This window comes from Pseudomonas monsensis (genome assembly GCF_014268495.2).
GTDB classification, from domain to species: Bacteria; Pseudomonadota; Gammaproteobacteria; order Pseudomonadales; family Pseudomonadaceae; genus Aquipseudomonas; species Aquipseudomonas monsensis.
Genome location: NZ_CP077087.1, coordinates 3336195 through 3361815 on the forward strand (window position 1 = coordinate 3336195; position 25621 = coordinate 3361815).

Annotated in this window: 20 protein-coding genes and 1 pseudogene; 11 read left to right on the forward strand and 10 right to left on the reverse strand. The window is 57.0% G+C overall.

Annotation, left to right across the window (positions count from 1 at the left end):
• Positions 1-24: 24 nt before the first annotated feature.
• Positions 25-1395, forward strand: coding sequence for an MFS transporter (locus HV782_RS14720; RefSeq protein WP_186746048.1), 1371 nt, complete (start codon positions 25-27; stop codon positions 1393-1395).
• Positions 1392-2918, forward strand: coding sequence for a UxaA family hydrolase (locus HV782_RS14725; protein WP_186746051.1), 1527 nt, complete (start codon positions 1392-1394; stop codon positions 2916-2918). The genes HV782_RS14720 and HV782_RS14725 overlap by 4 nt, the downstream gene beginning before the upstream one ends.
• Positions 2919-2982: 64 nt before the next feature.
• Here the strand turns inward: HV782_RS14725 and HV782_RS14730 are convergent, their stop codons facing one another.
• From HV782_RS14730 to HV782_RS14745, 4 genes are all read right to left on the reverse strand, one after another.
• Entirely contained in the window at positions 2983-3675 is a 693-nt protein-coding gene (locus HV782_RS14730; RefSeq protein ID WP_224789372.1) for a GntR family transcriptional regulator, read from the reverse strand.
• Between the two features lie 198 nt (positions 3676-3873).
• On the reverse strand, positions 3874-4662 hold the full coding sequence (locus HV782_RS14735; protein ID WP_038364716.1) for an SDR family oxidoreductase: 789 nt from the start codon (positions 4660-4662) through the stop codon (positions 3874-3876).
• A gap of 257 nt (positions 4663-4919) precedes the next feature.
• A complete protein-coding gene (locus tag HV782_RS14740; protein ID WP_186746053.1) occupies positions 4920-5999 on the reverse strand; it encodes an alkene reductase in 1080 nt (359 codons plus the stop codon).
• A 72-nt stretch (positions 6000-6071) separates the two neighbouring features.
• Positions 6072-6911, reverse strand: a complete 840-nt coding sequence (locus HV782_RS14745; protein ID WP_186746055.1) for a pirin family protein — start codon at positions 6909-6911, stop codon at positions 6072-6074.
• A 238-nt stretch (positions 6912-7149) separates the two neighbouring features.
• Here HV782_RS14745 and HV782_RS14750 point away from each other — a divergent pair, with 238 nt between their 5' ends.
• Positions 7150-8067 carry a LysR family transcriptional regulator gene (locus HV782_RS14750; RefSeq protein WP_186746057.1) on the forward strand — a complete coding sequence of 306 codons (918 nt, stop codon included), beginning with the start codon at positions 7150-7152 and terminating at the stop codon, positions 8065-8067.
• Positions 8068-8098: 31 nt separating this feature from the next.
• On the opposite strand, the gene HV782_RS14755 is transcribed toward HV782_RS14750, so the two are convergent.
• The 3 genes and pseudogenes from HV782_RS14755 to HV782_RS14765 all read right to left on the reverse strand — a co-directional run bounded on the left by HV782_RS14755 (position 8099) and on the right by HV782_RS14765 (position 10296).
• Positions 8099-8317, reverse strand: coding sequence for a hypothetical protein (locus tag HV782_RS14755; RefSeq protein ID WP_186746059.1), 219 nt, complete (start codon positions 8315-8317; stop codon positions 8099-8101).
• A gap of 157 nt (positions 8318-8474) precedes the next feature.
• A pseudogene (locus tag HV782_RS14760) lies at positions 8475-8899 on the reverse strand (transposase); the annotation flags it as partial.
• 482 nt (positions 8900-9381) lie between these two features.
• The gene (locus HV782_RS14765) at positions 9382-10296 is read right to left on the reverse strand and encodes a LysR family transcriptional regulator (RefSeq protein ID WP_123468563.1); all 915 of its coding nucleotides are present in this window, start codon (positions 10294-10296) and stop codon (positions 9382-9384) included.
• 270 nt (positions 10297-10566) lie between these two features.
• Here HV782_RS14765 and HV782_RS14770 point away from each other — a divergent pair, with 270 nt between their 5' ends.
• The 4 genes from HV782_RS14770 (at position 10567) to pgm (ending at position 16805) form a co-directional block, all read left to right on the forward strand.
• Positions 10567-11589 carry a zinc-dependent alcohol dehydrogenase family protein gene (locus HV782_RS14770; protein WP_186746061.1) on the forward strand — a complete coding sequence of 341 codons (1023 nt, stop codon included), beginning with the start codon at positions 10567-10569 and terminating at the stop codon, positions 11587-11589.
• Positions 11590-12139: 550 nt separating this feature from the next.
• Positions 12140-13606 carry a hypothetical protein gene (locus HV782_RS14775; protein WP_186746063.1) on the forward strand — a complete coding sequence of 489 codons (1467 nt, stop codon included), beginning with the start codon at positions 12140-12142 and terminating at the stop codon, positions 13604-13606.
• A gap of 49 nt (positions 13607-13655) precedes the next feature.
• Complete coding sequence (locus HV782_RS14780) at positions 13656-15053, forward strand: aminotransferase-like domain-containing protein (RefSeq protein WP_186746065.1); 1398 nt, start codon at positions 13656-13658, stop codon at positions 15051-15053.
• Between the two features lie 105 nt (positions 15054-15158).
• On the forward strand, positions 15159-16805 hold the full coding sequence (pgm, locus tag HV782_RS14785) for a phosphoglucomutase (alpha-D-glucose-1,6-bisphosphate-dependent) (protein ID WP_186746067.1): 1647 nt from the start codon (positions 15159-15161) through the stop codon (positions 16803-16805).
• Between the two features lie 217 nt (positions 16806-17022).
• Here pgm and HV782_RS14790 read toward each other — a convergent pair whose 3' ends face one another.
• Positions 17023-17718 carry a pirin family protein gene (locus HV782_RS14790; protein WP_128616375.1) on the reverse strand — a complete coding sequence of 232 codons (696 nt, stop codon included), beginning with the start codon at positions 17716-17718 and terminating at the stop codon, positions 17023-17025.
• 262 nt (positions 17719-17980) lie between these two features.
• Here HV782_RS14790 and HV782_RS14795 point away from each other — a divergent pair, with 262 nt between their 5' ends.
• A complete protein-coding gene (locus HV782_RS14795) occupies positions 17981-20455 on the forward strand; it encodes a UvrD-helicase domain-containing protein (protein ID WP_186746069.1) in 2475 nt (824 codons plus the stop codon).
• Positions 20456-20526: 71 nt separating this feature from the next.
• Here the strand turns inward: HV782_RS14795 and ltrA are convergent, their stop codons facing one another.
• Together ltrA and HV782_RS14805 are read right to left on the reverse strand one after the other, a co-directional pair.
• Positions 20527-21948, reverse strand: a complete 1422-nt coding sequence (ltrA, locus tag HV782_RS14800; protein ID WP_186748782.1) for a group II intron reverse transcriptase/maturase — start codon at positions 21946-21948, stop codon at positions 20527-20529.
• Between the two features lie 477 nt (positions 21949-22425).
• Positions 22426-22698 carry a DUF1652 domain-containing protein gene (locus HV782_RS14805; RefSeq protein WP_123468581.1) on the reverse strand — a complete coding sequence of 91 codons (273 nt, stop codon included), beginning with the start codon at positions 22696-22698 and terminating at the stop codon, positions 22426-22428.
• 263 nt (positions 22699-22961) lie between these two features.
• On the opposite strand from HV782_RS14805, the gene HV782_RS14810 reads away from it, so the two are divergent.
• Genes HV782_RS14810 through HV782_RS14820 form a run of 3 tightly spaced genes read left to right on the forward strand, consistent with a single transcriptional unit; the run spans position 22962 to position 25611 of the window.
• Positions 22962-23777: an AraC family transcriptional regulator gene (locus HV782_RS14810; protein WP_186745215.1), complete on the forward strand. Its 816-nt coding sequence runs from the start codon at positions 22962-22964 to the stop codon at positions 23775-23777.
• A gap of 52 nt (positions 23778-23829) precedes the next feature.
• Positions 23830-25236, forward strand: coding sequence for an NAD(P)/FAD-dependent oxidoreductase (locus HV782_RS14815; protein WP_186745218.1), 1407 nt, complete (start codon positions 23830-23832; stop codon positions 25234-25236).
• Positions 25237-25266: 30 nt separating this feature from the next.
• Positions 25267-25611, forward strand: coding sequence for a cupin domain-containing protein (locus HV782_RS14820; protein WP_123468586.1), 345 nt, complete (start codon positions 25267-25269; stop codon positions 25609-25611).
• The last annotated feature ends 10 nt before the right edge of the window (positions 25612-25621 follow it).

The following is a 25621-nucleotide window of genomic DNA, read 5'->3' on the forward strand; positions in this document are numbered from 1 at the left end:
ATCCTCATGAGGAGAAAATGAACCATGTTAGCTACGACCCATACAAAAACACAAAAGGGACAGTCGCTGAACGCTTTAATGTTTCGCAAACTAATGCCGATGTTAATCTTTGCTTACGTTATAAGCTTTCTAGACAGAACTAACATTTCACTTGCCAAAACACACATGGCAGTAGACTTGGGTATTTCCGCTGCCGCATACGGTTTTGGTGCAGGGCTCTTCTTCCTTACCTATGCACTCATGGAGGTACCCAGTAACTTGATCATGCACCGGGTAGGGGCCCGACTCTGGATCACCAGGATCATGATCACCTGGGGATTGTTATCTGCCGGTATGGCCTTCATTACCGATGAGACTACGTTTTACATTGCCCGCGCGCTACTGGGCGCAGCTGAAGCCGGATTGTTCCCAGGTGTAATGCTCTATTTAACCTATTGGTTTGGTCGTGAGCAAAGGGCACGAGCCAGTGGCTATTTTCTAATCGGGGTTTGTCTCGCGAATATCATCAGCGGGCCGGTTGGCGGGCTGCTGTTAGAGATGGATGGAATCTGGGGTTGGCACGGCTGGCAGTGGCTGTTCTTCTTGGAGGGAATTCCAGCTGTTCTATTCTCCGTCGTGATTTGGCGAAAGCTTCCGGACGGCCCATCTACGGCAAGTTGGCTATCAAAGGAACAAGTCACTGAAGTAGAGCAAGTTCTGAAGAAAGAACATGATGAAGAAATCGCCTCCGGCAATGTAGGTCATTCTTTTAAGGGGGTTCTTAAAATTCCTCAGATTTGGCTTGCGATCGCGGTGTATTTCCTCCACCAAGTTAGTGTCTATTCGGTAATTTTCTTCTTGCCGGGCATCATTGGCACGTACGGAGGCTTATCATCGTTACAAATAGGATTGTTAAACTCAATCCCATGGATCGCAGCAGCGCTCGGGGCAGCGTTTCTTCCAAGGTATGCAACTACTCCGAAAGTTTCACGCAAAATAATGTTCGGTGGGCTGCTCCTGATGTCGGCTGGATTGACCCTTGCGGCCTTTACCACTCCACTGATAGCTCTAATAGGATTCACTCTTACGGCATCGATGTTTTTCGTTGTTCAGCCTGTGATATTCCTCTTTGCCAGTTCAAGACTGGCGGGAGCAGGTATGGCGGCGGGGCTGGCGTTAGTGAATACCTTTGGTATTACTGGTGGTTTCTTCGGCCCTTCACTTCTGGGCTTCGTTGAACAAACTACTGGGAGCACGAAGAATGGGCTCATTATTGTAGCGGCTCTTTTAACGCTCGCGGCATTCCTGAGTCTGAAGCTACGTCAGGCACAAGAAACGATTACTACAAAAACGCGGGACAACATTGTATTGCCCCAGGCTGCGCCGTGTATTACTGATAATGCGAGGACAAAATGAAGAGTACATCCCTAGCACTTAAACTACATCCCGACGATAATGTTGTAATCGCACGCGCTTCGATACCTCAAGGAACCGTGGTTACGGAGTTCGGTAATATCGTGGTGCTCGCCGATGTGCCCGCAGCGCACAAAATCGCCCTTGCACACGTAAACCCAGGTGATCCTGTTCTACGTTATGGCCAGATCATTGGCTTTGCTACTAAACCCATTGAGCCAGGCGATTACGTGCATACGCACAATCTGGAGATGGCGACGTTCGAGCGAGACTACGCGTTCGGCGAGGATGCCAAAGTCGCGTCGCCTGCTGCCTCTCCTGTGACATTCCAAGGTTTCGTCCGCGCTGACGGGCGAGTAGCAACTCGAAACTACATTGGTGTAGTGAGCACTGTGAACTGCTCCTCCACTGTTACCAAAATGGTAGTTGAACACTTCTCGCGAAACGGTGTGCTGGATGCTTACCCAAACGTGGACGGTGTGGTGCCGATCACTCACAGCTTCGGTTGCTGCATAGAGCACAATGGCGAGGGGGTGAACCAACTGCGGCGCACGCTAGGCGGGTTCATCAAGCACGCCAACTTCGCTGGCGTGGTTGTCATCGGCCTAGGCTGTGAAGCCAATCAGATGGGCGCTCTGTTCATGGCCCAGGGTATCGAGACCGGCAAGCTTATCGCTCCCGTTGTCATCCAAGACGTTGGCGGAACCCGCAACGCAGCGGATGCCGCCATTGCCGCCGTGGAATCGATGCTGCCGGTTGCCAACGAGTGCCGACGCGAGCCGGTCTCGGCGCGGCACCTGACCGTGGCGCTCCAGTGCGGCGGTTCAGACGGATACTCGGGCATCACGGCCAACCCCGCCCTCGGTGTGGCTGTCGATATGCTCGTAGCGCAAGGTGGAACTGCCATCCTTAGCGAAACGCCGGAGATCTACGGCGCTGAACACCTGCTGACTCGTCGCGCTGCAACCCGTGAAGTCGGCCAGGGTATCGTCGACCTTATCAAATGGTGGGAGAGCTACGCAGACCGCGAAAAAGGCAGTATTGATAACAACCCCACGCCTGGTAACAAGGCCGGCGGCCTGACGACCATTCTCGAAAAGTCTCTAGGCGCAGTTGCCAAAAGTGGCTCCTCAGCACTCATGGGCGTTTATCGTTACGCCGAGCCCATTACAGTCCGAGGCTTGGTGTTCATGGATGCGCCTGGCTACGACCCGATGGGAGCCACTGGCCAAATCGCCAGCGGCGCAAACCTCGTTGCGTTCACCACCGGACGCGGCTCGTGCTTTGGCGCCAAGCCTGCTCCTTCGATCAAGCTCGCGACGAATACCAAAATGTACACTCGCATGAAGGATGATATGGACATCAACTGCGGGGATGTCATGGATGGCGATGCCACCCTTGAATCGAAGGGTAAAGAGATTTTCGACATGCTCATACGAGTGGCTTCTGGAGAAAAATCTAAAAGCGAGGCGTTGGGCGTCGGCAATGAAGAAACAGTACCTTGGATGATCGGCGCTCAAATGTAACAAGCGAGCGAAAAAAAGAGGCGCCCTGATACCAGGCGCCTCTTTTTAAAACATGTTGGTGGAATTAATCAGCTTCGACAGGCTTGTGCGCATCGGCAACGATCAGCGCCCCTGTATTCAGGATAAACTCGGCAGCACTTTTGATGTCATCTTGCAGTGATTCACAGGCGGCAACCGAGTCACCCTTCTTTAAAGCATCAACCATCGCTGCGTGATGACTGGCTTGCACTCGCTGAACCACACGCTCAGTGCCAGATCGTAGGTCATAGTTGATGATAGGCCCTATTCTCAGCCACAGGGACTCAACTATCTGGAGCAGGATGGGCATGTCCGCCTGATTATAAATTGCGAAATGCAATTCTTTGTTCAGCGTAATCAGCCGTGACTCATCGGGAGCGCCTTTTGCAAACTCTGCGCAAAATGCCTCGTGTATCTTTTCAATCTCAGCCAGCGCCTGCGAATCAACAAGCTCCGCAGCACGAGCTGCCGCTTGCCCCTCCAGATTCAACCGGATACTGGTGATTTCCCGGAATTGGCTGACTGTCAGTACAGGAACGCGAATATATCGATTAGCCGCCATTTCAAGCGCTTGCTCAGCGACCAACCTGTGAACAGCCTCTCGCACTGGCATGACGCTAACACCAAGAGCGTCCGCTATAGATCTGAGCGAGAGCTTTTCCCCAGGCATAACGCGTCCGCTTATCAGCAGATCACGCAGCTGGGCATAAACGTCCGCACTGAGAGTCTGGCGGATCATGGGGGTTACGAGTGTGGATAGGTTCATGGCGAGAATTATAGGCAGGTTCGATCAGCCGGGATAGGAAAATGAGACATCTGTGATCACGGATGTGCCGGTATTGAAAGTGACGGAATTGGGGAGAAATGAGTTCTCTAGCACACGCACAACAAGCGTCTCGCTACCAAGGTCGGTGGCGAGACGTGTAGGTCTGACTAATCAAAGATACTCGACATTGCCATCGATGCTGATCGCTTGTCCTGTCACATTGTTAGCAGCAGGAGAGCATAGAAATAAGGCCATTGCTGCCACGTCTTCGGGTGGAGTCATCCGGCGCAATGAGATTTTCTTCAATGTTTGTTGGCGCATCTCCGGCTCTGAAATGCCTAATTGTTTGGCGCGATCACTGATGACGCGATCCTGGCGCGGGCCCTCGACGATGCCTGGCAGCAGTGCATTGACTCGAATGTCTTTTTCGCCCAACTCGGCTGCCAATGACTTCATAAGACCAACGATGGCCCACTTGGTCGCGGCGTATGGAGTCCGCCAGGCGTAGCCTAAGCGCCCCGCGACCGATGAAATATGAATGATGTGTGCGTGTTCTGACTTCGTTAGGAGGGGGACAGCATGATGAGCGAAGCGATACTGCGCATTGAGATTGATGTCTATTGTCTGTTCCCATTCTGCATCGCTAATTTTGTCGATTCCGCCGGTCGGCCCTGCTATGCCTGCATTGTTGATAAGTACATCCAGCCCATCCACCCAATCCTGTTGTATCTCGAAGACTCGCTTAATTTGAGCAGAGTCGGAGACGTCAGCTAATGTGGCCAAAGCCTCTGGATAGCGCTCACGAAATTGTGCGATCGCCTGCTCACTTACATCGCATACATGGACTCTTGCCCCAATTTCGAGATATGCAGCCGCGATCGATTCACCAATGCCTGCTGCCCCACCGGAAATCAAAACTCTCAATCCGGTATAGGGTGTCAGCCGCTTCATCACGTTCATAGCTAATGCGTCCTGTCTTATTTTTGTTCATGAGTTCTTTCGTGGCTACGGAGTGCGTAGACAAGAAAACCTCATTAAGTGATATGTGATCACAGTTTTTTTGTCAAGACAGGCTTGCCGCAGATTTGCAGGTGATTACCGGAGAGGGCGCAGACTCCTACTCCTACTCCTACTCCGGCTCAGCATTGCTACCTGCCGGCCCGATTAATCTGCGAGAGGCAGCTGGCAGCGACTGCGCTTCCCGCAGCACTTCATCGTTATCGAATCTGGGCCATGGTCGGGTAATCCGTATAACCTCGCTCCTCACCCTGATAGAAGGTGGTCGGGTCTGCGTCATTCAATGCGACACCCTGTTCGAATCGCTCTACCAGATCCGGGTTGGCTAGGAACGCAGTGCCAAAGGACACCAGATCAGCATTTCCTTCTCTGAGGGACGTTTCTGCGCGTTCCGCGTCATAGCCGCCATTGGCGATGTAGGTGCCTCCGAAACGACGCTTCAGTTCTCTGAAGTCGAATGAACCCGCACCGACTTCTACAACGTGAATGTAGGCTAGCCCGTAGCGACTGAGCATTTTTGCTGCATAGTTGAATGTCGCTTGGGGATCGCTGTCGCTCATGGAGAAGTAATTAAAAATCGGTGACAGGCGAACGCCCACGCGGCTAGCCCCGAATACTTCGATGACCGACTCCACAACCTCCTTAAGAAACCGAGCGCGATTTTCTGCAGAGCCGCCGTATGAATCGGTTCGGGTGTTGGTGCCATCGCGCAGGAACTGATCGATCAAGTAGCCGTTCGCGCCATGTATTTCCACACCGTCAAAACCTGCACGCTTCGCGTTTTCAGCACCTTGGCGAAAATCCGCAATCACACCAGGAATTTCATCCAGACTCAGAGCCCGTGGCGACTCGTAAGGCTTCAGTCCTTCAGGCGTGTAGATCTCGCCATCAGCCTTGATCGCTGAGGGGGCTACCGGCAGCTGATTATCGAGCTGTACTAGGGAGTGTGACAGGCGCCCAACGTGCCAGAGCTGGAGAAATATCCGTCCGCCCTCTGCATGCACGGCGTCGGTCACGTGTTTCCAGCCAGCGATTTGCTCGCTGGTGAAGATGCCCGGTGTTCTCATGTAGCCTTTGCCTTGAGCCGAGACCTGGGAACCCTCAGTAATGATGAGGCCGGCGCTTGCACGTTGACGGTAATACTCGACTACTGTGGAAGTTGGAACATCACCTTGGCCAGCCCGGCTTCGTGTCAGAGGCGCCATCACCATATGATTTTTCAAGGGTAGGTTGGCGATTTGAGCGGGGGACAAAAGAAGGTTGAGATTGCTCGCTGTCATGACGTGCCTCAGTATGATTTGGGGTGTTGGATAGTTATCGTCGAGATGAATTTCACGCCGGCTTGAGCGGCGCTAGTTGAGCCGTCCTTGTTGCCGCAGCCGTGTGCCAATCCGCTGTATTTCCGTTTCACCCTGCGCCAGAGCTGCCTTGCTCGTGTGAACCGAGTAGTGACCCGTTACTAGGTCGTACGGATGCTTTACCGCCGAGCCCATCACGAAAGAGCAATCGCCTTTCGCGATGAAGTTGATGCGGTGCTCTGACTCTTCGAACACGGCTAAGTCGCCGGCATTGATCAACCCACCTGCGTCCAGACTTCCAGAACTCACAGCGAGCCAAGCAATGTTGTGACCGGATGGAGGGGTGTAATGCCAGTGCTCACCGTCTTTTAAACTCACGGCGAGATAGTTCATTTCACTCGGCACTTCAATCAGGCTTTGGGCTGCCCCGTAACGTCCCAATAGCAAACGCGCGGGGCCCACTTGAGGAACTTGCGACGGCGCAAGGTAGACACTCATCGCGGGTGCGTTTTCAAGAGATGGTGGCAATGCCACCCAGAGCTGGAATCCCTGGATTGCGGACTTGCTGGCTAGCGTAGCGTCGTGCCACACCCCATTGCCGGCCTGCATCCACTCGACACCACCCGCGAGCAGTAAACCGGTCGCCCCAGTGGTGTCCTCATAAGAGACATCCCCTTTTGTCATGAAGGTAACCGTTGCGATTCCTGAGTGCGGATGCATGCCGAAACTCGACTTACTACCACTGGCGTTCAGGCTGAAAATGTCCAGGAAAATAAACGGTTTTAACAGCTCTCCTAGATCACCTGGACTCATAAGCCTCGTTATGGGGCCATGTGTGGTTCCTTCAGTACGATGGACAATGGCGCGTGGTCGAACTACTACGGTGGCGGTCATATGTTTTCTCTTTGTTCTCCCTTGCCGACAGACGATGTCGTCGAGCGGAGTTCCGGCTGCCTGGACTGGATGGGGATTAACTCAGTGATGCCGAAAAGCCTTGACGGTCAGCCCGTAGGAGATTCCGGCAACTGAAGGTCAGCTGCAGCAATGACTGAAGGATATGCGTCTATTGACTGCTTTATTAGATGGCATAATTGGATTGAACTGATCCATTTTTGGCGTGGGTGGTAGCAAGATGATCGATCTGAATGACGTCGCATTGTTTGTAAAAGTGGTGCGCAGCGGTAGTTTCGCTGAGGCAGCACGGCAGCTTGGAATGCCCTCAAACACCTTAAGCCGGCGGGTTCAACAGCTTGAGGCTCAACTCGGTACGAGGCTGCTGCAGCGCTCCACGCGCAAGCTCACACTCACCCAGTCTGGCGAGGCTTTTCACGAGCGATGCTGTGGAGCCGTGGATGGACTGATTGACGCTGGTGAGCAGCTGATGACAGGAAACCAAGAGCCGAGTGGCACCGTGCGCATTGCGGCAATGGCTGATTTTTTCGACTTCTTTCCTATGGAGTGGGTAGCCGATTTTCTCGAGGCGCATCCACGGGTAGACGTCGACTTTGTGCTGAGTGATGCACGCGCCGATTTGATCGCTGATCGTATCGACATTGCGTTTCGAGGCGGAGCGTTGCAAGACTCAGGATATGTCGGTCGCCAACTCCTTGGAGCTGGTAACGAAGGTCTGGTGGCCAGCCCGAATTACCTTAGAAAAAAAGGTGTACCTGATTCGCTTGGAGATTTTGTCAATCATGATTGTGTAACTTTTGGCCATCCTAGTGGCGTCACCACCTGGACTCTCCATGGGCCAAATGGTGCAGCGGAAGAAGTGCGGGTCACTAGCCGTTTCAATGGAAACACCGCCCAAGCTTTGCGCAAGGCGACGTTGGCCGGGCTAGGAATTGCCTTGCTGCCGCCCGCCATGACAAAGTCTGATCTTCAGACAGGGCGCCTTGTGTCTGTGCTGCCGCAGTACCATAGAACCGGATACGGCCTGCATGTGCTTTACCCAAGTCGGCAACATTTGCCGTTAGCTGTGTCTGCATTCATTGGGTTGGTGATGGAGAAACTGGAGGGACAAGAATTTCCTGCAACGGCTCTCTCCTGATCCATGCATCCGTCAAGAGTTTGGGATATGCCTAAGAATGACGCAGGCGCATGATGGCATCTGTGATGCCTTGAGCATTCTTGTCCAGCGTCTCCATCGCCCCGATTGCGTTAGCGGCTACATTCTCCGCTCCGTTATCAAGCGGCCACTTTGTCACCTCTTCATTGGCTGCGCGTATTGCGTGCTGGTTGTGTAGCAGCAGCGTGAGGGCGTCTGCTGTGGCTACATTCACTTGAGAGCTATCCGGCATCGGAATCTTCCTTGATGATCTGGTGCGTAGGTAGTAGCTGATCTCTCGCCTGCTCGATCTCTTCCTGAATCTACCCGCAAGGGGATGGCCCATCGGTTCTGGCACGGCCTAGGGTATCAACCGCATCTCGCGTAGTTTGTCGAACACGTCGAAAAATGCCTGATCGCTCGACCAAGCCAGCGTCCATGCAACGACGCAGCACTTCATTGAACAGCCAGCGAAAGAGATCGCTGTCCCGAAAACGGCCATGTCTATTTTTGGAAAAGGTCGAGTGGCTGGGGACTTCATCTTCAAGGCTTAACCGGCAGAACCTGCGATACGCCAGGTTCAAATGGGCCTCTGCGCACAACCGCCGCTCTGAGCGAATGCCGTAGCAATAGCCCACGATCAGCATGCGGATCATCAGTTCAGGATCAATCGACGGACGCCGATCGGGCTAAAGAAATCGGCGAGGTAATGGCGCAGGTCGCTCAGATCGAGACACCGATCAATGCTGCGCAGAAGGTGATTGGCGGAAATGTGATCTTGGAGGTTGAACGAGTAAAACAGCCGATCCTGCCCACTCGATAACTGTCCCATCATGCTGCGTGCTTCCCTGCGGGCCAATGCAGATATTTTGCCGCAGGCAAGATAGAGGAGCTACTTTTTCAACACATCGTTGCCGTTGAAGTTCGATTCCTGGTTTGCACGGGAAGTGTCAGCCCCTCCGATTTTGAGTTGTTCGGACAGAGCTAACGCGATAATGCTAATTAACCAATTGATTTTTAACGATTAATTCCTTGGGTAGAATACGAGTCTGTACGGAGGTGGTGTTGTTCGTTCATCGATTCCAGTGTTCACCGTTCCGCTGAAAGCTTCAGGCCGGTCTATCGAATCGCAGAGTGTCCGGTCGGAGCTATCCTCATCAATAGCCCACTTGGCCTTAGGCTGGGGGCATCCTTTTCAAACCATCCAAAGCATGCCCTCAGATGTACCCCCAATGTAGCAATCCACTGGAAGTGAATGGAGCTCCATGGTTTGTGGAAAGGCAGAAATGATTAGCCGAACTGCCTGCCCGACGAAACCTAAAGACTATCCGGATCGCCAAAGAACATCTGAATCCGCGACCGCAGCCAACGCTCACCCGGATCATTATCCTGCGACCCGCGCCACGCCATGTGCAGCTCGAACGTGCGCGTCGGCAACGGCGGATCTTCCGCTCGCACGCCACCCGCCGCGGTCAGCGCTTCAGCGGTGTAGTCCGGCACGGTGGCAACGATGTCGGTTCCCGCCAGCAAGGTACTTAGCCCGTTGAACTGCGGCACAGCCAGTACCACATGGCGTTTGCGGCCGAGCTTCTCCAGTTCTTCATCAATAAAGCCACTGAGGTCACCGGCGAACGACACCAGCGCATGGGGCCGCGCGCAGTAGTCGTCGAGGCTTAACGGGCCCGGCACGGTGTCGGCACGCAACAGCTTCGGCTGGCTGCGACGCAGGACCTTGCGCTTGGCGTTGGCCGGCAGGTCGGTGGTGTAGCTGACGCCGATGGAGATTTCGCCGGAGGCCAGCAGGCCGGGCATCAGGATGTAGTTGACCCGACGCACCACCAGCACGATACCGGGTGCTTCGGCGCGCAGGCGCTTGAGCAGCATCGGCAACAGGGCGAACTCGACATCGTCGGACAAACCGATGCGAAACACCGAGGTACTGGTGGCCGGGTCGAATTCCGCCGCGCGGCTGACGGCAGTCGAAATCGAGTCGAGGGCGGGCGAGAGCAGGGCGAAGATTTCCACTGCACGGGCGGACGGCTCCATGCTTCGGCCGGTGCGCACGAACAATGGATCATCGAACAGGCTGCGCAGGCGCGAAAGCGCCGCACTGATCGCCGGCTGGCCGAGGAACAATTTCTCGGCGGCACGGGTCACACTGCGTTCGTGCATCAATGTTTCGAATACGATCAACAGGTTCAGGTCGACACGACGCAGGTCATTACGATTCATCTGGAGTCCTGGCAGAGTCATCAAGCTTGACGAGGGCAGCCATATGAGAACAATGGCCGGCATGAATCTTACGGGGAAAGGCTGGTACTCTGCACCGGAAAATTCAGCTTTACTCAGGCGATGGCAGCAGTTTTTTCATGGATTTCGCCGATGCCGTCCATACTGCGGAATCAATGACAGGCATGTCGACTATTAATAGCCACTGATAGTCTTGGGTCGAAAGCCCAGATAGAGTTCGTGGCATTAGAGGTTAATTTGACGAGGTTTGCGATGTCCCGCACGATCCGTTTTCACAAGTTTGGTCCGGCCGAGGTGCTCAAATGCGAAGAGCATGCGGCCGCTCAGCCAGGTCCTGGCGAAGTGCAGGTGCGTGTCGAGGCGATCGGCATCAGCTGGTACGACACACTCTGGCGTCAGAATCTGGCCTCGTCCCAGGCACGCCTGCCCTCAGGCCTTGGCCATGAAATGGCCGGCGTGGTGACGGCCGTCGGCGCCGATGTCGAAGACCTGTCAATCGGCGACAAGGTAGCCAGCTTCCCGGCCGAAAGCCCGAACGATTATCCGGTCTACGGCGAGTCGATCGTGCTGCCGCGCACCGCGCTGACCCGTTATCCCGATGTGCTCAGCCCGATCGAAGCCAGTGTGCATTACACGCCGCTGTTGATCGCTTATTTTGCCTACGCCGATCTGGCACGGGTCAAACCCGGGCAGTTTGCCTTGGTGACTGACGCCAGCCATTGTGCGGGACCGTCCTTTGTCCAGTTGGGCAAGGCGATGGGGGTGCGGGTCATTGCCGCCACCAAAGAGGCGGAAGAGCGCGAGTATCTGCTGTCCCTTGGTGCGGAGAAGGTGATCGTCACCGAGGAAGAAGATCTGTTGATGCGCATCAACAAAATCACTGACAACCGTGGCGTCGATGTGGTTTTCGATGGCCTGGGCGGGCCACAGATGTCGCTGCTTGGCGATGTGCTGGCACCGCGTGGCAGCCTGGTGTTGTACGGCCTGCAGGGCGGTAACCAGACACCGTTTCCGGCGTGTGCGGCGTTCCAGAAGAACATCCAGTTCTTCGTGCACTGCATCGGCAATTTCACCGGCAAGCCGGAATTGGGTATCACCCAGGATCACGTCGCCTTGCAGCGTGCCTTGCGTGACATCAACCAATTGACCGCTGATCGCGTGTTGTTGCCGCTCAAGACCCGTGTATTCCCGTTCAATGAGTTCGTAGAAGCACACCGCTACATGGACGAATGCCCATGCCGCGAGCGCGTCGCACTGCAAGTCGAACCGGCGTAAAGCCAACCCTCAGAGTCCGTGGCCCCACGGACTCTTCTGCGTGAACTTCCCCCTGAAAAGAACAGATATCTCCGGTAGCGTATCGGGGACGGATCGGCATCTGAACCGGTTTTTGTCCGCCATCTGTATCTTCTAATCCCGATATAAGCCCTGATAATTGAATGATTACTTTCATCTCAAGGAATGAGTCATGTCTGTGCATTCAATTTGTCCTGTGCAACATCAATCAGCAAGTGATTGTGCTTGCGCCGATTTCTGTTTAAGTGCTGTAGGCCTATTCGGAAACTGCTTCGTATTTTCTTGTACTCATTTTCCGTGGGACCTTGTGGGAAGTTTCCTAGGAATGTTTGACTCTGATAAAAACCCTTTAAATACAGGTAGTTAATGAATGTCAAAAGTTTGCATTGGGCATTTCGCTGTTCAAGTGTTTCAAATAACTACGAATTTGTAAGTGTTAGCATCTGAACGTCTATTACTTATTGATGAATTGTCGCGAGACTGATGTTTCAGTCGTTGCGACAGGAATCTTTTTGATACCGGGTAAATACCGATGAGCACGATCCATGATCAGGCAATGAATTATGTCTACCAGCAAGTATTGCAACGTTTGCTGAGCTTTTTCTCCCGCGCAGAGCGCACAGCATTGCAACTGCTGATTCAGCGCCTGGTGGTGGCCGCCGGCGGCATGGATAACATCGGTCATTTCAAGGTGCTGGTGAACCAGTCCGGTTCCCGTGATTGCTGCTACACACTGGCGCTTCTGCGGGCGGCGCAGTTGAGTATCGCCGGCCGAGCGCCCGCGACCTTCCAGTTGCGGGTCGCGACTTTGCGCTGGAATGGCTTCGGCCCCACGGCCTTGCAAAACATGCACCGCAGCTACGGCGCGCTGTTCCTCTACGACGATCCCAGGGTTGAACTGTTGATGGTGGATCACCGCGAGGTCCTGCCGTTCGATCATCAGGCATCGGTCAGCGACGGTGGACGTGAAGCCCACCGTCTCAACCTGCTGCTGATCGGCCATCGTCGAAGTTTCAGTGAAGAACTCGAAATGTGGGATGACGCCTACCTGGCCACTGCCGAGTACTACGGTCAGATCGCCCGCTGGAACAACGGCGTCGACGCGATGATCGGTGGGGAATCGCCACGCCGACAGCAATACTTCCTCGATGGATTGAGTCGTGCGGTGCAAAAGGCCGCGATCGCCGGGCCTTTGGTGAATACCGCCGGATTCGAGACGCTGTTTCCGTTGCTCGACGGGTTGGGCGGCGATTATTACCGGGAGTTCTACACCGAAGAGGAGCGAGCGGCCTGGCGTCCTGAAGGTCAGTTCGAAGCCTGTCGACGTACCAGTTTCGTCAATATCAACGACATGTTCGTCAGCAAGCTCGAAGAGCGTTGGCCGTTGCTCAGTGAGTTTCTGGGCTACCAGGCTGATGACCTGGCGCTGTATCACGGGGACGACGAATACGCCGAGCCAGTGGTGGCGGCTCATTTGCGCGGTCTGCAGGCGCAATTCATTGAGGCGCGAACCTATGAAGCCGGAATCAGCGAGCACCTGCAGAACAGGCTGATGGAGATGCGTCGCAAGCAGGTCCCCGAACCGGTCTGCGAGCAATGGCTCTCGATGTTCGACAGTTTGCAGGAGTCCGAACATCTGCGCATGCAGGCGCAAGCGTGGCTGTCGACGAATTTCGATCTGAATCAGATCCAGCTGACGTGCCTGATGTTTGCGCCTTTCATTGATAGCGGGGCCGGACTCGAGCGGTTCTTGCGCCATTGCCATCCCGGCATGCTGGTGGCGTTGCCGGATTTGCATCGGGCCATGCAGGGCCTGCATGCGCCAGAGCAGGTGCTGAAGTGGATGACCGATGTCAGCGGCTTGCCGGTCAGGCTGATCATCCGGCTCTACGCCATGGGGGCGATCAGTCTGCCAGCGCCCAGTGAGGCGGCAAGCCGCGAAGAGGGTACGGGCGTGAACGACGCTGTGACAATTGTCGATCGGAAAGCGGAAGGCTGAACGTGAGCCATTTGTCAGGTTATCAATCGTTGCCCTCGGATACGGGGTCGTGAAAACGACGGGAAAAGATCACTTCGTTTACCAGGCGGTGTATCGCTACCTGACATTGCTGATCAGCGAAGCGGGCAGGAGTGCGACGTTGCGCTTGCCTTCCTTGCGGCAACTGGCGGACCGCCTGAATGTTTCGATCTCCACCGTTCAGTACGCCTATTCGCTGCTGGAGAAGGAGGGGCGAGTCTATTCGATCGCCAAGTCCGGGTATTACGCACAGGCGTCGATCACACCTGAGTCACCGGGCAGCGGCAGCGATTTGCTCGAGACCGTCTACGTCAACGCCCGGCGTCCGGGGATGTGCGTGTTGAGTGCCGACGATCCGGCATCGTTGCAGCCACTGGACAGCCCACTGCTGATGCTGGAGCGGGAGCTGTTGCGACAGTATCCGCGCCAGCCGCAATGGCAGGTTCAACCCTGTGGCGAACTGGAGCTGCGTACCGTCCTGGCCGCACGCTACACCTCGTCAACGGTGCATTGCTGGCAGGCGGATGACGTCTATATCGGCGCTGATTTGCGCGGCGTACTGGAAATTCTGATCGTGGTGCTCGGGTTGCGACGAACCACCGTGGTGATTGAGTCGCCGTGCGACTGGGTGATCCTGCGCCTGCTGGAAGCTGCTGAAGTTCACGTTATCGAGCTGCCGATGCTGGCCGAAGGCGTGATTGACCTGCAACAACTGGAGTCGTTGCTCAACAGCGAACCGGTGCGCCTGGTGATTTTGTCGTCGGTGTTGAGCATGCCCCGGGGCAGCCTGATGCCGGACGTTCATCGACAGGCCATTGCCCGCTTGCTGGGCGAACACGGCAGCTGGGTTCTGGAAAACGACTGCTATAGCGAACTCGATGACAGCGGCGATACCCCTCGCTTGCGTGATTATCTGGATCCCGATCGCCTGCTGGTGTTTTCCTCGTTCGAGAAGTTCATCGGCGCGGAGGCGCCATACGGGTTTGTCCTGTCACGACACTGGCGTAGCGAGCTACAGCGCCATTTCCTGTTGCGTGCGTTCCGCCTGTCGCCGATCCGCCAGAAGGCGATTGCCCGGCTCTTGAGTGGAGGGCGACTGGATCAGCATTTGACCGTACTGCGGCGACTGCTCAAGGAACGTCGAACCCACTTGATCCAGATATTGCGCGAGCGCAGCGATGTGTTGCAGATCGTCGAGCCGCAAGGCGGGGCGACGGTGTGGGTCCGCTCGCTAAGGCCGGTCGACATGGGGGATGTGTTTCAACGGCTGCTCAAGCAGCAGATCATCATCGCCCCGGGCGAGCTGTTCAGCCTGCGGGGCTTGCATGCGCACCATCTGCGTCTGAGCCCGCTGAGCCATGGCGACCCCGACCTGACCAGTGTCGTCGGACTTTTGAGCGACGCCTTGCGACTGGCGCCCGGCGAATAACGTTAAAAAACATCGGGAGCGTTCCGGATACATCTGATCGCACTGCGGTCAAACTGCCAGTAAACTGCGCTGTATTCCTGAACCACTCTATTTCAGAGGTTTTGCATGACTCTCAGTCCTTTTGCGGGCAAACCGGCACCGGCAGAATTGTTGGTCGACATCCCGCGACTGGTAACGGCTTATTACACCGGCCAACCGGACGCTTCGATTTCCACGCAGCGTGTGGCGTTCGGTACATCCGGACACCGGGGCAGCTCCTTTGATTTGAGTTTCAACGAATGGCACGTTCTGGCCATCAGCCAGGCAATCTGCCTGTACCGTGAAGCGCAAGGGATCACTGGCCCGCTGTTTGTCGGTATCGACACTCACGCACTGTCGACCCCGGCCGGCGCGAGCGCGCTGGAAGTCCTGGCAGCCAACGGCGTGACGGTCATGATCGCCGAGGGCGATGAGTACACGCCGACGCCTGCCATTTCCCACGCCATTCTCTGCTACAACCGCGGGCGCACGTCGGGCCTGGCTGACGGTGTGGTTATTACGCCTTCGCATAACCCGCCACAAAGCGGTGGTTACAAATACAACCCGACCAATGGTGGCCCGGCCGATACCCATATCACCAAGTGGATCGAGGCCAAGGCCAACGAGTTGCTGGCCAACAAACTCGTTGGTGTGAAGCGCATCAGCTACGAGCAAGCGCTCAAGGCTGCCACAACTCACCGTCACGACTACGTGAACACCTACGTGGCCGACCTGATCAACGTGATCGACTTCGATGCCATTCGTGACGCCAAGCTACGTCTGGGCGTTGATCCGCTGGGCGGCGCCGGAGTGCGCTACTGGTCGGCCATCGCCGAGCATTACCGTCTGGATCTCGAGGTGGTCAACAAGGAAGTCGATGCGACGTTCCGTTTCATGACCGTCGACTGGGACGGCCAGATTCGTATGGACCCGTCGTCCAGCCATGCCATGCAGGGCTTGATCGGCCTCAAGGAGCGTTTCGACGTCGCCTTCGCCTGCGATCCGGATCACGATCGTCACGGCATCGTCACGCCGTCCGGTGGCTTGCTCGCTCCGAACAACTATCTGGCGGTGTCCATCGACTATCTATTCCAGAACCGTCCGCAGTGGCGCGCTGATGCCGCCGTGGGTAAAACCGTGGTCAGCAGCGGTTTGATTGATCGCGTGGCCAAGCGTCTGGGTCGTCGTTTGTACGAAGTGCCGGTCGGGTTCAAATGGTTTGCCGACGGTCTGTTCGACGGTTCTCTGGGGTTTGGCGGGGAGGAGAGCGCCGGTGCGTCGTTCCTGCGCAAGGACGGTGGCGTGTGGAGTACCGACAAGGACGGTCTGATTCCAGCGCTGCTGGCCGCTGAAATGACCGCCCGAACCGGTCGCGACCCGAGCCAGGCCTATCGCGCATTGACCGATGAGCTGGGCGAGCCGTTCGCGGTACGTGTCGATGCCAAGGCCAATCCGGAGCAGAAAGCGCTGCTGAGCAAGCTGTCGCCAGCGCAAGTGACTTCGACCAAACTGGCCGGCGAAAAGATCCAGAGCATCCTCAGTCATGCACCGGGCAACGACCAGGCCATTGGCGGTCTGAAGGTAATGACTGAAAACGGCTGGTTCGCGGCGCGTCCTTCGGGCACCGAAGACATCTACAAGATCTACGCCGAAAGCTTCATCAGCGACGACCACCTCAAGCAACTGGTGGCTGAAGCGCAGACCTTGGTGGATGGCGCCATTTCCGCCAAGTAATGCCACGCGTATGCGATGTGAGGGCTTATCTGCTTTTGGAGGGGGCTATCTGTGGCGAGGGGATTTATCCCCGTTGGACTGCGCAGCAGTCCCCTTCAATGGAAAAGCAGGGCCGTTTCGCGACCCAGTGGGGATAATCTCTCGCCATAAGAACCGTGTTGGCGGTAGATAGAAAAAAGGGGCGACCGTCATGGTCGCCCGTTTTTTTGCCTGCCATTTACGCCAGATCCACCAGCACGATTTCACTGTCTTCAATCGCGGTCACGGTCAGCACCCGTTCATGCGCCACGGCCACGCCGTCCCGCGCCTGAGCGCGCAAACCGTTGACCTCAATCACGCCGGTCGCCGGCACCAGATACGCCCGGCGCCCTTCATCGAGGCGATATTCCGCCGTTTCCCCGGCCTTGATGTTGGCGGCCACCAGGCGCGCATCGGCGCGGATCCGCAAGCTCTGGTCGTCGCCAGCCTTGCCGCTGGCCAGGGTTACAAAGCCTTCGCGTTGACCTTTGGGGAACGGTTTCGCGCCCCACGACGGTGGTGCACCGGTTTCGGTCGGCAGAATCCAGATCTGAAAGATCTTGGTGTCTTTCGCTTCCAGGTTGTACTCGCTGTGCGCGATACCGGTGCCGGCGCTCATGACTTGCACGTCGCCCGCTTCTGTACGGCCCTTGTTGCCGAGGTTGTCCTGGTGGGTGATCGCGCCTTCACGCACATAGGTAATGATTTCCATGTCGCGATGCGGGTGTTGCGGGAAACCGGTGCCCGCGGCAATCACGTCGTCGTTCCATACGCGCAGGTTGCCCCAGCTCATGCGCTGAGGGTCATAGTATTCGGCGAACGAGAAGTGATGATGGGCATCCAGCCAGCCGTGATGGGCGCCGCCCAGCGAGCTGAAGGGTCTGAGTTCAAGCATGATCGTCTCCTTTGAAGGTTCGCCACGGGCGTGCGGACTGCACCCAGTGGTATATGACGGCGATCATCTATCAGGAAAGCATCGATAAAAAGCGTAAAAAGTGCGGCATGAGCATCGAATAAATTGATGGGAACAGCTGAAAAATCGTCGCATCGTACCTTCAGTTCATCCGCTAAGCCGATGACCTGTAAGCATTTCGCTAGAACTCGGCGGCGAATACAGACACCATAGCCGCAACAGCCTCACCCCGGAGTCCGTCAGCGTGGCGCAACACACACCCGATCTTCCCCCTGAACTTCGTCCTTTGGCCGAGATGCCCTGGTTCAAGCGTCTGGCCGCGCGTTTCTTTGGTCATGGCTTGACCCGCCTGCGCGCGCAACACCGAGCGTCGTGGTTGCACGGCCAGGCTGATGGTTTCCGCAGCGGTCATACCGCCGGTGTCGAATACGGCTTCAAAGAGGGCAAGCTCGAAGGGTTGGAAGAAGGGCGGCAGGTGCTGCTGATCCGTGACAGTCGCAGCACTGAACATCGTCCGCCGAATGTCGACAACCATTTATTCGATGACTGGCGCCTGCCGCTCACCGCCGAGCTGAAGAAGCGTATGAAGGCTGATGTTGCGCGGTTACTGCCCGAGTCCGCGCAACCGAGCGCAGCACAGTGGAAGATGATTTTCAGCGATACACCGTCGACATCCGTTGTCGCGGGCGCCGGCGCCGGCAAATCCACCACGCTGGTGCTGCGCATTCTGTTGCTCACGCATTATCTGGGCTTTGAGCTCGACTCGATGACCGTGGTGACCTTCACCCGTGAGTCGCGCAAGGATTTCATCAACAAACTGCTCGAACTGTTCGCCCTTTGGGGCCAGCCGCTGAACCTGAAGCAGGCGCGGGAGCTGGTGCGCACCTTCCATTCGCGCATTCTGCCGATGGTGCGCAGCTTGCCGGGTTTCGAGCGCTTGCAGGCGTTCGAGAACCTCAGTCACCGGGTTCAGGGCGCTGAAGACGAGGTGGACAGCAATCCGTTCGACCTGCGGATCAACGACGCCCAGCGCCAGCAACTCAATGCCTGCTATCACCGCTTGTTCAACGAAGACGAGCGTTTTCGGCAACTGATCCAGCCGCTGTCCCGGGCGGGCTTGCAGCTCAAGGAGCTGGAGCGCGATCACCCGGATGTGCAAAAGCGCATGGCGGTGACCGAGCTTGCGTCCCGACGCGATGAAGAGCTGTGCGATGTCGTCGAGGATCTGTGGTTTCGTGCGGGTGCCTGGCCGATCAAGGGCATTGAGCCCAATCGCCAGACGTTCGACATCAACGGCTCGACATTCCACTGCCATGGCTACATTCCGAGTCTGGACGCCTGGGTCGTGCTCGGCTTCGATCCAAGGGAAAACCCGCAAGTCTGCCGGCCCAACGCCAAGCTGACGGTACGTGCGGAATGGGCGGTCAAGCGCACCCTGTTTCAAGCTTTCTGTCGTAAGCCATTGATCTGGCTGGACAGTTACGAATCATCAAAGCGCGTTCTGGCCACGTTGGCGGGCGACGCGACGGCCGGTCCCGGCTTCGATTACAAGGTCAAGGGCGAGTTGGCATCGGCGCCGTTGCTCGACTGTTTTGTCGCCGCCGCCGGTTTCATCGAAAACCTGGGTCTGGACGTGCCGGACGCGGTGGGCCGCATGAGTTTCGCCAAGGATGACCCGGACCGGTTCTTCTTCGAGGCGCTGAGTCTGTTCTGGCGCGCTTTCGAAGATCACTTGCTCGATCAGAAACCGCCGGTGATGACCTACAACCGAATGTTTGCGCTGTTCAGTGAGCACTCGCCGGAAAATCTGAAACTGCTCGGTGACGAATTGCTCCGGCCGATGGCACACCTGATGATCGATGAATTCCAGGACGTGTCGCCGCAAATCGTCTCCTGGATTCGCGCCAGTCTCACGGAGATCCGCAGCCGGGGCCCGGCCATGCATGTCGGGCGAGGCGCGCAACGCTCATCGTTGCTGTGTGTCGGGGATGACTGGCAGTCGATTTACGGCTGGCGCGGCAGTTCGCCGAGTTACTTCATGGAATTCAACAAGGAATTCCCGTCACCGAGTACCACGCGGGTGATGCTGAGCGACAACTACCGCAGTCACCAACACATCATTGATGCGGCTGAACACATCGTCCGCGCAGCGCCGGCGATTCCCGGCAAGAAAGCCAGGGCCAGTGGCGAGCCCAAGCCGGTGCAACCGGTCAATGTGCTGGAACGTGATGATCAGGGATTGGCGCAACGGCTTGCCGAACACTATCGCCAAGGTCATTCGATCTTGATGCTTTATCGAAAAAGCAGCGATAAGTCATTGATTGAAGAGCATATTCAGTCGGTAGTTAATGTGGATTCGAGATTGCCCTACGAAGCCCGACGCCTGAAGCAGCTGACGTATCACAGTGCCAAAGGCTTGCAGGCCGATGCAGTGTTTTTGCTCGGCGATTGCCAGCACCTGACCAGTTCGCCTTACAAGAATCAGGTGTATCGCATGGCCGGATTGGGCAAAAGCGGCGACAGTGAACCCTACGACACGGCGCAAAAGGACGAGATCCTGCGCCTGGCTTACGTCGGCATCACCCGCGCGGTCAGCCATTGTTACTGGTACGTCGAACCGCAGGACGCGCAGGCGGTGAACATGCCCCGAGCATCCGACCGGGTCGCCAAGGGCAAACCGTTCTTTGTCGACCATCGCCCCGACAAACAAAGTGCCTGAATCGAGTAGGAGGCGGTTTCACAACCGCCGTCCTCTCACACCACCGTACGTACGGTTCCGTATACGGCGGTTCAGGTTATGCGATTAAGCCGGTTTATCGTATCCAGTATTGAGACCAGCCCGAGTCGATCCCATAGCTTCTTCGGTAGCGCCTGATTCATATGTGACGCTCCCGAGTTCCACCATGGGCCTCGGCCATTGACCGCCGATTTCCACGCCCGCGCCTCGTCGAGGCCCAAACGTATCAGGTTGCGCGCCCTCGTAGAGGGCCGCTTCCATTGACGCCATATGACGCAACGAAGTTTGTGACGCACCCAGCCATCCAGCTCCTCAAGTGGCCGCTTGCTCTGACTCAGCTTGAAGTAGCCAGCCCAACCACGCAGCACGGGAGTCATTTGCTCAACGATATATCTCATTGAGCGGGCCCGTATCCGACGCAAGAGTTCCCGGAGTCGGTCGCGCAGGCGGTGCAGGCTTATGCTCGCGACCCTCAGCTTCGGCTGTTGATGCCAGCTCATCCCATAACCCAAGTAATCACAGGCCCAAGGCCGTGCCACACGGCTCTTTTCCCGATTCAGTGTCAGCTTCAGGCCCTGAGTCAGGAAGCGCTCAACACTGGCCATGACCCGTTCGCCTGCACGATGACTGCGCACATAAATGTTCGCATCGTCGGCATAGCGTACGAAGCGATGGCCCCGTCGTTCCAGTTCGCGGTCGAGTTCGTTGAGCAAGATGTTCGACAGCAACGGCGAGAGCGGGCCGCCTTGCGGCGTCCCTTCCTGCCGTCGGCTGACGATCCCGCCCGCCATCATGCCGGCCTCGAGGTAACGGCGAATGAGCCTGAGCACCCGCTTGTCTTCGATCTGACGCGCAACATGGGCCATCAACACATCGTGGTTGACCCGATCAAAGAACTTCTCCAGATCAAGCTCCACGCACCAACGGTGTCCCGCCGCCACATGGTCACGGGCTGTTTCGATGGCGTGATGGGCGCTTCTGCCCGGACGAAAGCCGTAGCTGTAGTCCGAAAACAACGGATCGAAGGTCGGCGTGAGCTGTTGCAGCAAAGCCTGCTGGATCAGGCGATCCACGACGCAGGGAATACCCAACTGCCGTGTTCCGCCTTTGGATTTGGGGATGTCGACGGCGCGTACACTTTGCGGGTGATACTCGCCGGCCAGCAGCCGAGCTTTGAGGATCGGCCAATACTGTTTCACGTAGCCTGCCAATTGGTCGACCGTCATGCCATCGGCACCCGGTGCGCCCTTGTTGCTGACTACGCGTTGATACGCACGCTTGAGGTTGGCGGGTGCAAGCACCCGCCCCATCAGCGTGTCCGGCTCCGCGTTCGTCCACGTCACAGCCGCCGGTGATACCTGTGCGCTGTCAGCCGTCATCCTCGGATTCTGTCCGGGACTCGGAGTGACAGTCTTCTCTGGGAGAAATTTCTGCATTTCGGTACTCAACGAGACTCTGACGCCTACTGACGGCATAACCTGTTCGGCCCTTGGTGACGGAGTTACTCGTCACTTACTACGGCTTCGGCTGACTTCTGCACGTTCATCCCGTCGCCTCTCGACGCTCGGTAGCACAGTGGCAAACGTGCAGATCTCCCAGGGTAATTCGCGCGACCTTCCTGCTTATGCCTGTCGGATTTACGTCACAGCGTTCCGTGCAAGTATTGGGCTTTGACGATTTGGGCCGTCTTACCCCGCTGCGCCGCCTCTATCCGCTTCCTGTTCGTCAGGCCAGCATTTTGCCTCGGGCTTCCTTCAGATTCGCGGTCGCCCGCGACACCCTTGCCTCTGGCTAACACTTCCCCTTGCCGGGTGTGTAGAGGACTTTCACCTCCAAGTCACCAGCATGGCCACCACAGCCAAGCTGGTTGCGCTTGCGCGCAACGCGCCATGCCTGGCGCACCCATGAAAAAGCCCGCATCAGTGCGGGCTTTTTTGTTTTCTATCAAAAGCTTAGGCGTAATTTTTAATGGATTCTGGAGGTACGAAGGATTCCAGCTCATCTTCCACCGCCTCAATGATGCGCTCGACATCGGCTGCATTCATCACGGTGGCGCAAGGGATGCCGGCGATGGCGATCATGGTTTCACCGCTGGCGCGATCAAACAGGCGGGCAATCATGCTGCCCGGCGCATCCATCGTGGCTTCGAAACCCATGGGATGAAAATGCCAGCGCATCAGTTGGCAGGCATTGGGGAACGTAACTTTGCTTGACCCTTTATTCATGTGTTGCCCGCCTTCTTCATCGAGCGCTTCCTTTTGCCCATGTTAGGAGGGAAGAGCCTTCATTGGCTCAACCGGTGACTGACCTTAAAAGTAGCATCCGGATGTGAAATTCCTGTGAGATTTTTCAGTTCATTTTGCGATTGCTTCGCATTTTTTGATGTAAGTCACGGCCTACACAATCATCGCCAAAAGGCCACTAGCGATTAGGCATTGATGCAGATGCCGAACTTGGGCAAGCTCGGTTCTTTTTCGCCGAGCCCTTTATGCACGCCGATAATGACGGCCCGGAACAGACCCAGGCCACGGCCGCCACGGTCATGCGCTATCACTTGAGCTGGAAGCATCGCGACCTGGACAGCGTCATGGCGTTGTATCACCCGGACATTCAGTACAACGATTTCTTCCAGAATCGCGTGCTCGGCCTCGACGAGTTGCGCGAGTACGTGCGCGTCAGCATGCCGCGAGAATCCGACGAATTGCTCGAGCATTGCGATCGCATCCGTGTCGACGGCAATACCGCCTTCATCCAGTACGAAGTGACATTGCGCGGTGGTGAAGGGCTGGTGTCGTTCCGTTCCAGTGAGGCGCTCACGGTCAAAGACGGCTTGATCTGGCGCGTCAACGAATACGCCTCGCTGGTGCGCACGCAGAATCAAAGCAGCAAGGCACCGAGCCAGCGTCCAGCGGTCAGTCGCCTCGGCCTGTCGCCGCGCCAATTGAGCTTTATGGCTGACGATCTGCAGCAGTACTTCGAGCGCCAGCAACCCTATCTCGATCCCGAACTGGACCTGCAACGGGTGGCGAAGGAGTGTGGCTACAGTCGCAATCAGATCTCCTACCTGTTGAATCAGGTGCTGGGGCAGAGCTTCTATCGCTACGTCAATCAGGCGCGCCTGCAGCATCTGCTGCGCTCGCTGGACATTGCCGCGCCACCGTTGCGTATTGATGAACTGGCGTTCGCCGCCGGCTTCAACTCGTTGTCGGCGTTCTACAGCTGTTTTCGCCAGCACACCGGCCAGTCGCCGAAGGCGTACGCCAAACAAATTTCTTTGCGGACACGCGCGCAAGACTTCTCCTGAGCCCACGCACTAGGATCGACGCCATCGAAGGTTTTCAGTGGCGGAGTCTTGCATGCCGGCGTGGCGCACTATCAGTTTGTGGATGGATCAACTCGACGAGCCGCTCATGGCGCGGCCAGCGCTGGAGCAGGATCTGGATGTCGACGTGGCGATCATTGGCGCCGGGTACACCGGGTTATGGACGGCGTACTACCTGAAGAAACTCGCCCCCGGCCTGGACATCGCCATTATCGAGGCACAAACCGCCGGTTTCGGCGCGTCCGGGCGCAATGGCGGCTGGCTGATGGGCAATATGCTGGGCGAGGATCGCTTGCTTGCCGGTTTGTCGCCGCAACAGCGTCGCGCCTCGTTCGATCTGCTGCACTGCATCCCCGATGAAGTGGAGATCGTCCTCGAACGCGAAGGTATTCACTGCGATTATCGCAAGGGCGGCGTGTTGTATTGCGCGGCACGCTATCCCGAGCAGGAAGCCACTCTGCGCGACTACCTGACCAAACTGCACAGCCAGGGCCTGACAGACGACGACTACCGCTGGCTCAGCCCTGAACAACTGGCACAACAGATTCGCGTGGCCAAACCGTACGGCGGCATCTTTGCGCCGCACGTAGCGACCATCCACCCGGCGAAGCTGGTGCGTGGCCTGGCGCGGACGGTTCAGGGCATGGGCGTGAAGATCTACGAAAACAGTCCGGTCACCCATTGGCAGTCGGGCAGCTTGCGCACGGCCAAGGCCAGTGTGCGCAGTCGCTGGATTGTGCCGGCGGTGGAGGGGTATTCGGTGACCTTGCCGCCCTTGGGGCGCTACCAGTTGCCGGTGCAAAGCCTGATCGTCGCCACCGAACCATTGTCTGCGGCCACCTGGGACGAGATCGGGCTCAATCGCGGCCAGGCCTTCAGTGAATTCAGCCGTCAGGTCACCTACGGCCAGCGCAGTGCCGACAATCGCCTGATCTTCGGCGCTCGTGGCGGCTATCAGTTCGCCGGCAAGTTGCGCCACAACTTCGATCTGACCCGCGATGAAGTCGAACTGCGCCGCTATCTGTTCGGTGAACTGTTCCCGCAGTTGAAAAACGTGCAGATCACTCACGCCTGGGGCGGCAATCTCGGCATGTCCCGGCATTTCAAGCCGCACATGCTCTGCGACCGCGCCAACGGGATCGCGCTGTCGGGCGGTTACGGCGGCGAGGGCGTCGGCGCCAGCAATCTCGGTGGCCGTACGCTGGCGGACCTGATTCTCGAGCGCGACACCGAATTGACGCAGCAACCCTGGGTGTTGCCGGACGGCGGCATTCACGCCCTGCGCGCCTGGGAACCGGAGCCGTGCCGCTGGCTCGGTTACAACGCCATCATCAAAAGCTTTGTCCATGAGGACCAGACCCTGGCCAACCCGGCGACCGCGCCCTGGCGGCGCAAACTCGCCAGTCGGGTGGCTGGCTTCATGGAAGGTTTCATGCACTAAACGCCGTTCTATTCAACAGCAGGTCAGACCATGAGCATTACGCAGTTCAAGAACACCGCCACATTGCAGCTGGACGAATCCAACCCGGTGGCCGTGCCGCTGGGCGAGCCGGTCGCCATTGCGTCGACCACCAGTGTCGAGCGCGACGATGGCGTCGAAACCGGCGTCTGGGCGTGCACCCCCGGGCGCTGGCGCCGGCAGATCACCGCCCAGGAGTTTTGCCATTTCATTTCCGGCCGTTGCACTTTCACCCCGGACGGTGGCGGCGAAACCCTGCACATACAAGGTGGCGACGCACTGATGTTGCCGGCCAACACGCTCGGTGTCTGGGATATCCAGGAGACCGTGCGCAAGACCTATGTCCTGATTTTCTGATTGTTTGATC

What these genes read in the sequence shown, in the direction of transcription:
- HV782_RS14790 (WP_128616375.1), bottom strand. Translation starts at nt 17,718, where the DNA reads ATGCTTGAACTCAGACCCTTCAGCTCGCTGGGCGGCGCCCATCACGGC.
- HV782_RS14730 (WP_224789372.1), bottom strand. Translation starts at nt 3,675, where the DNA reads ATGATCCGCCAGACTCTCAGTGCGGACGTTTATGCCCAGCTGCGTGAT.
- pgm (WP_186746067.1), top strand. Translation starts at nt 15,159, where the DNA reads ATGACTCTCAGTCCTTTTGCGGGCAAACCGGCACCGGCAGAATTGTTG.
- HV782_RS14820 (WP_123468586.1), top strand. Translation starts at nt 25,267, where the DNA reads ATGAGCATTACGCAGTTCAAGAACACCGCCACATTGCAGCTGGACGAA.
- HV782_RS14770 (WP_186746061.1), top strand. Translation starts at nt 10,567, where the DNA reads ATGTCCCGCACGATCCGTTTTCACAAGTTTGGTCCGGCCGAGGTGCTC.
- HV782_RS14725 (WP_186746051.1), top strand. Translation starts at nt 1,392, where the DNA reads ATGAAGAGTACATCCCTAGCACTTAAACTACATCCCGACGATAATGTT.
- HV782_RS14750 (WP_186746057.1), top strand. Translation starts at nt 7,150, where the DNA reads ATGATCGATCTGAATGACGTCGCATTGTTTGTAAAAGTGGTGCGCAGC.
- HV782_RS14815 (WP_186745218.1), top strand. Translation starts at nt 23,830, where the DNA reads ATGCCGGCGTGGCGCACTATCAGTTTGTGGATGGATCAACTCGACGAG.
- HV782_RS14805 (WP_123468581.1), bottom strand. Translation starts at nt 22,698, where the DNA reads ATGAATAAAGGGTCAAGCAAAGTTACGTTCCCCAATGCCTGCCAACTG.
- HV782_RS14775 (WP_186746063.1), top strand. Translation starts at nt 12,140, where the DNA reads ATGAGCACGATCCATGATCAGGCAATGAATTATGTCTACCAGCAAGTA.
- HV782_RS14745 (WP_186746055.1), bottom strand. Translation starts at nt 6,911, where the DNA reads ATGACCGCCACCGTAGTAGTTCGACCACGCGCCATTGTCCATCGTACT.
- HV782_RS14720 (WP_186746048.1), top strand. Translation starts at nt 25, where the DNA reads ATGTTAGCTACGACCCATACAAAAACACAAAAGGGACAGTCGCTGAAC.
- HV782_RS14755 (WP_186746059.1), bottom strand. Translation starts at nt 8,317, where the DNA reads ATGCCGGATAGCTCTCAAGTGAATGTAGCCACAGCAGACGCCCTCACG.
- ltrA (WP_186748782.1), bottom strand. Translation starts at nt 21,948, where the DNA reads ATGCCGTCAGTAGGCGTCAGAGTCTCGTTGAGTACCGAAATGCAGAAA.
- HV782_RS14810 (WP_186745215.1), top strand. Translation starts at nt 22,962, where the DNA reads ATGCACGCCGATAATGACGGCCCGGAACAGACCCAGGCCACGGCCGCC.
- HV782_RS14735 (WP_038364716.1), bottom strand. Translation starts at nt 4,662, where the DNA reads ATGAACGTGATGAAGCGGCTGACACCCTATACCGGATTGAGAGTTTTG.
- HV782_RS14765 (WP_123468563.1), bottom strand. Translation starts at nt 10,296, where the DNA reads ATGAATCGTAATGACCTGCGTCGTGTCGACCTGAACCTGTTGATCGTA.
- HV782_RS14740 (WP_186746053.1), bottom strand. Translation starts at nt 5,999, where the DNA reads ATGACAGCGAGCAATCTCAACCTTCTTTTGTCCCCCGCTCAAATCGCC.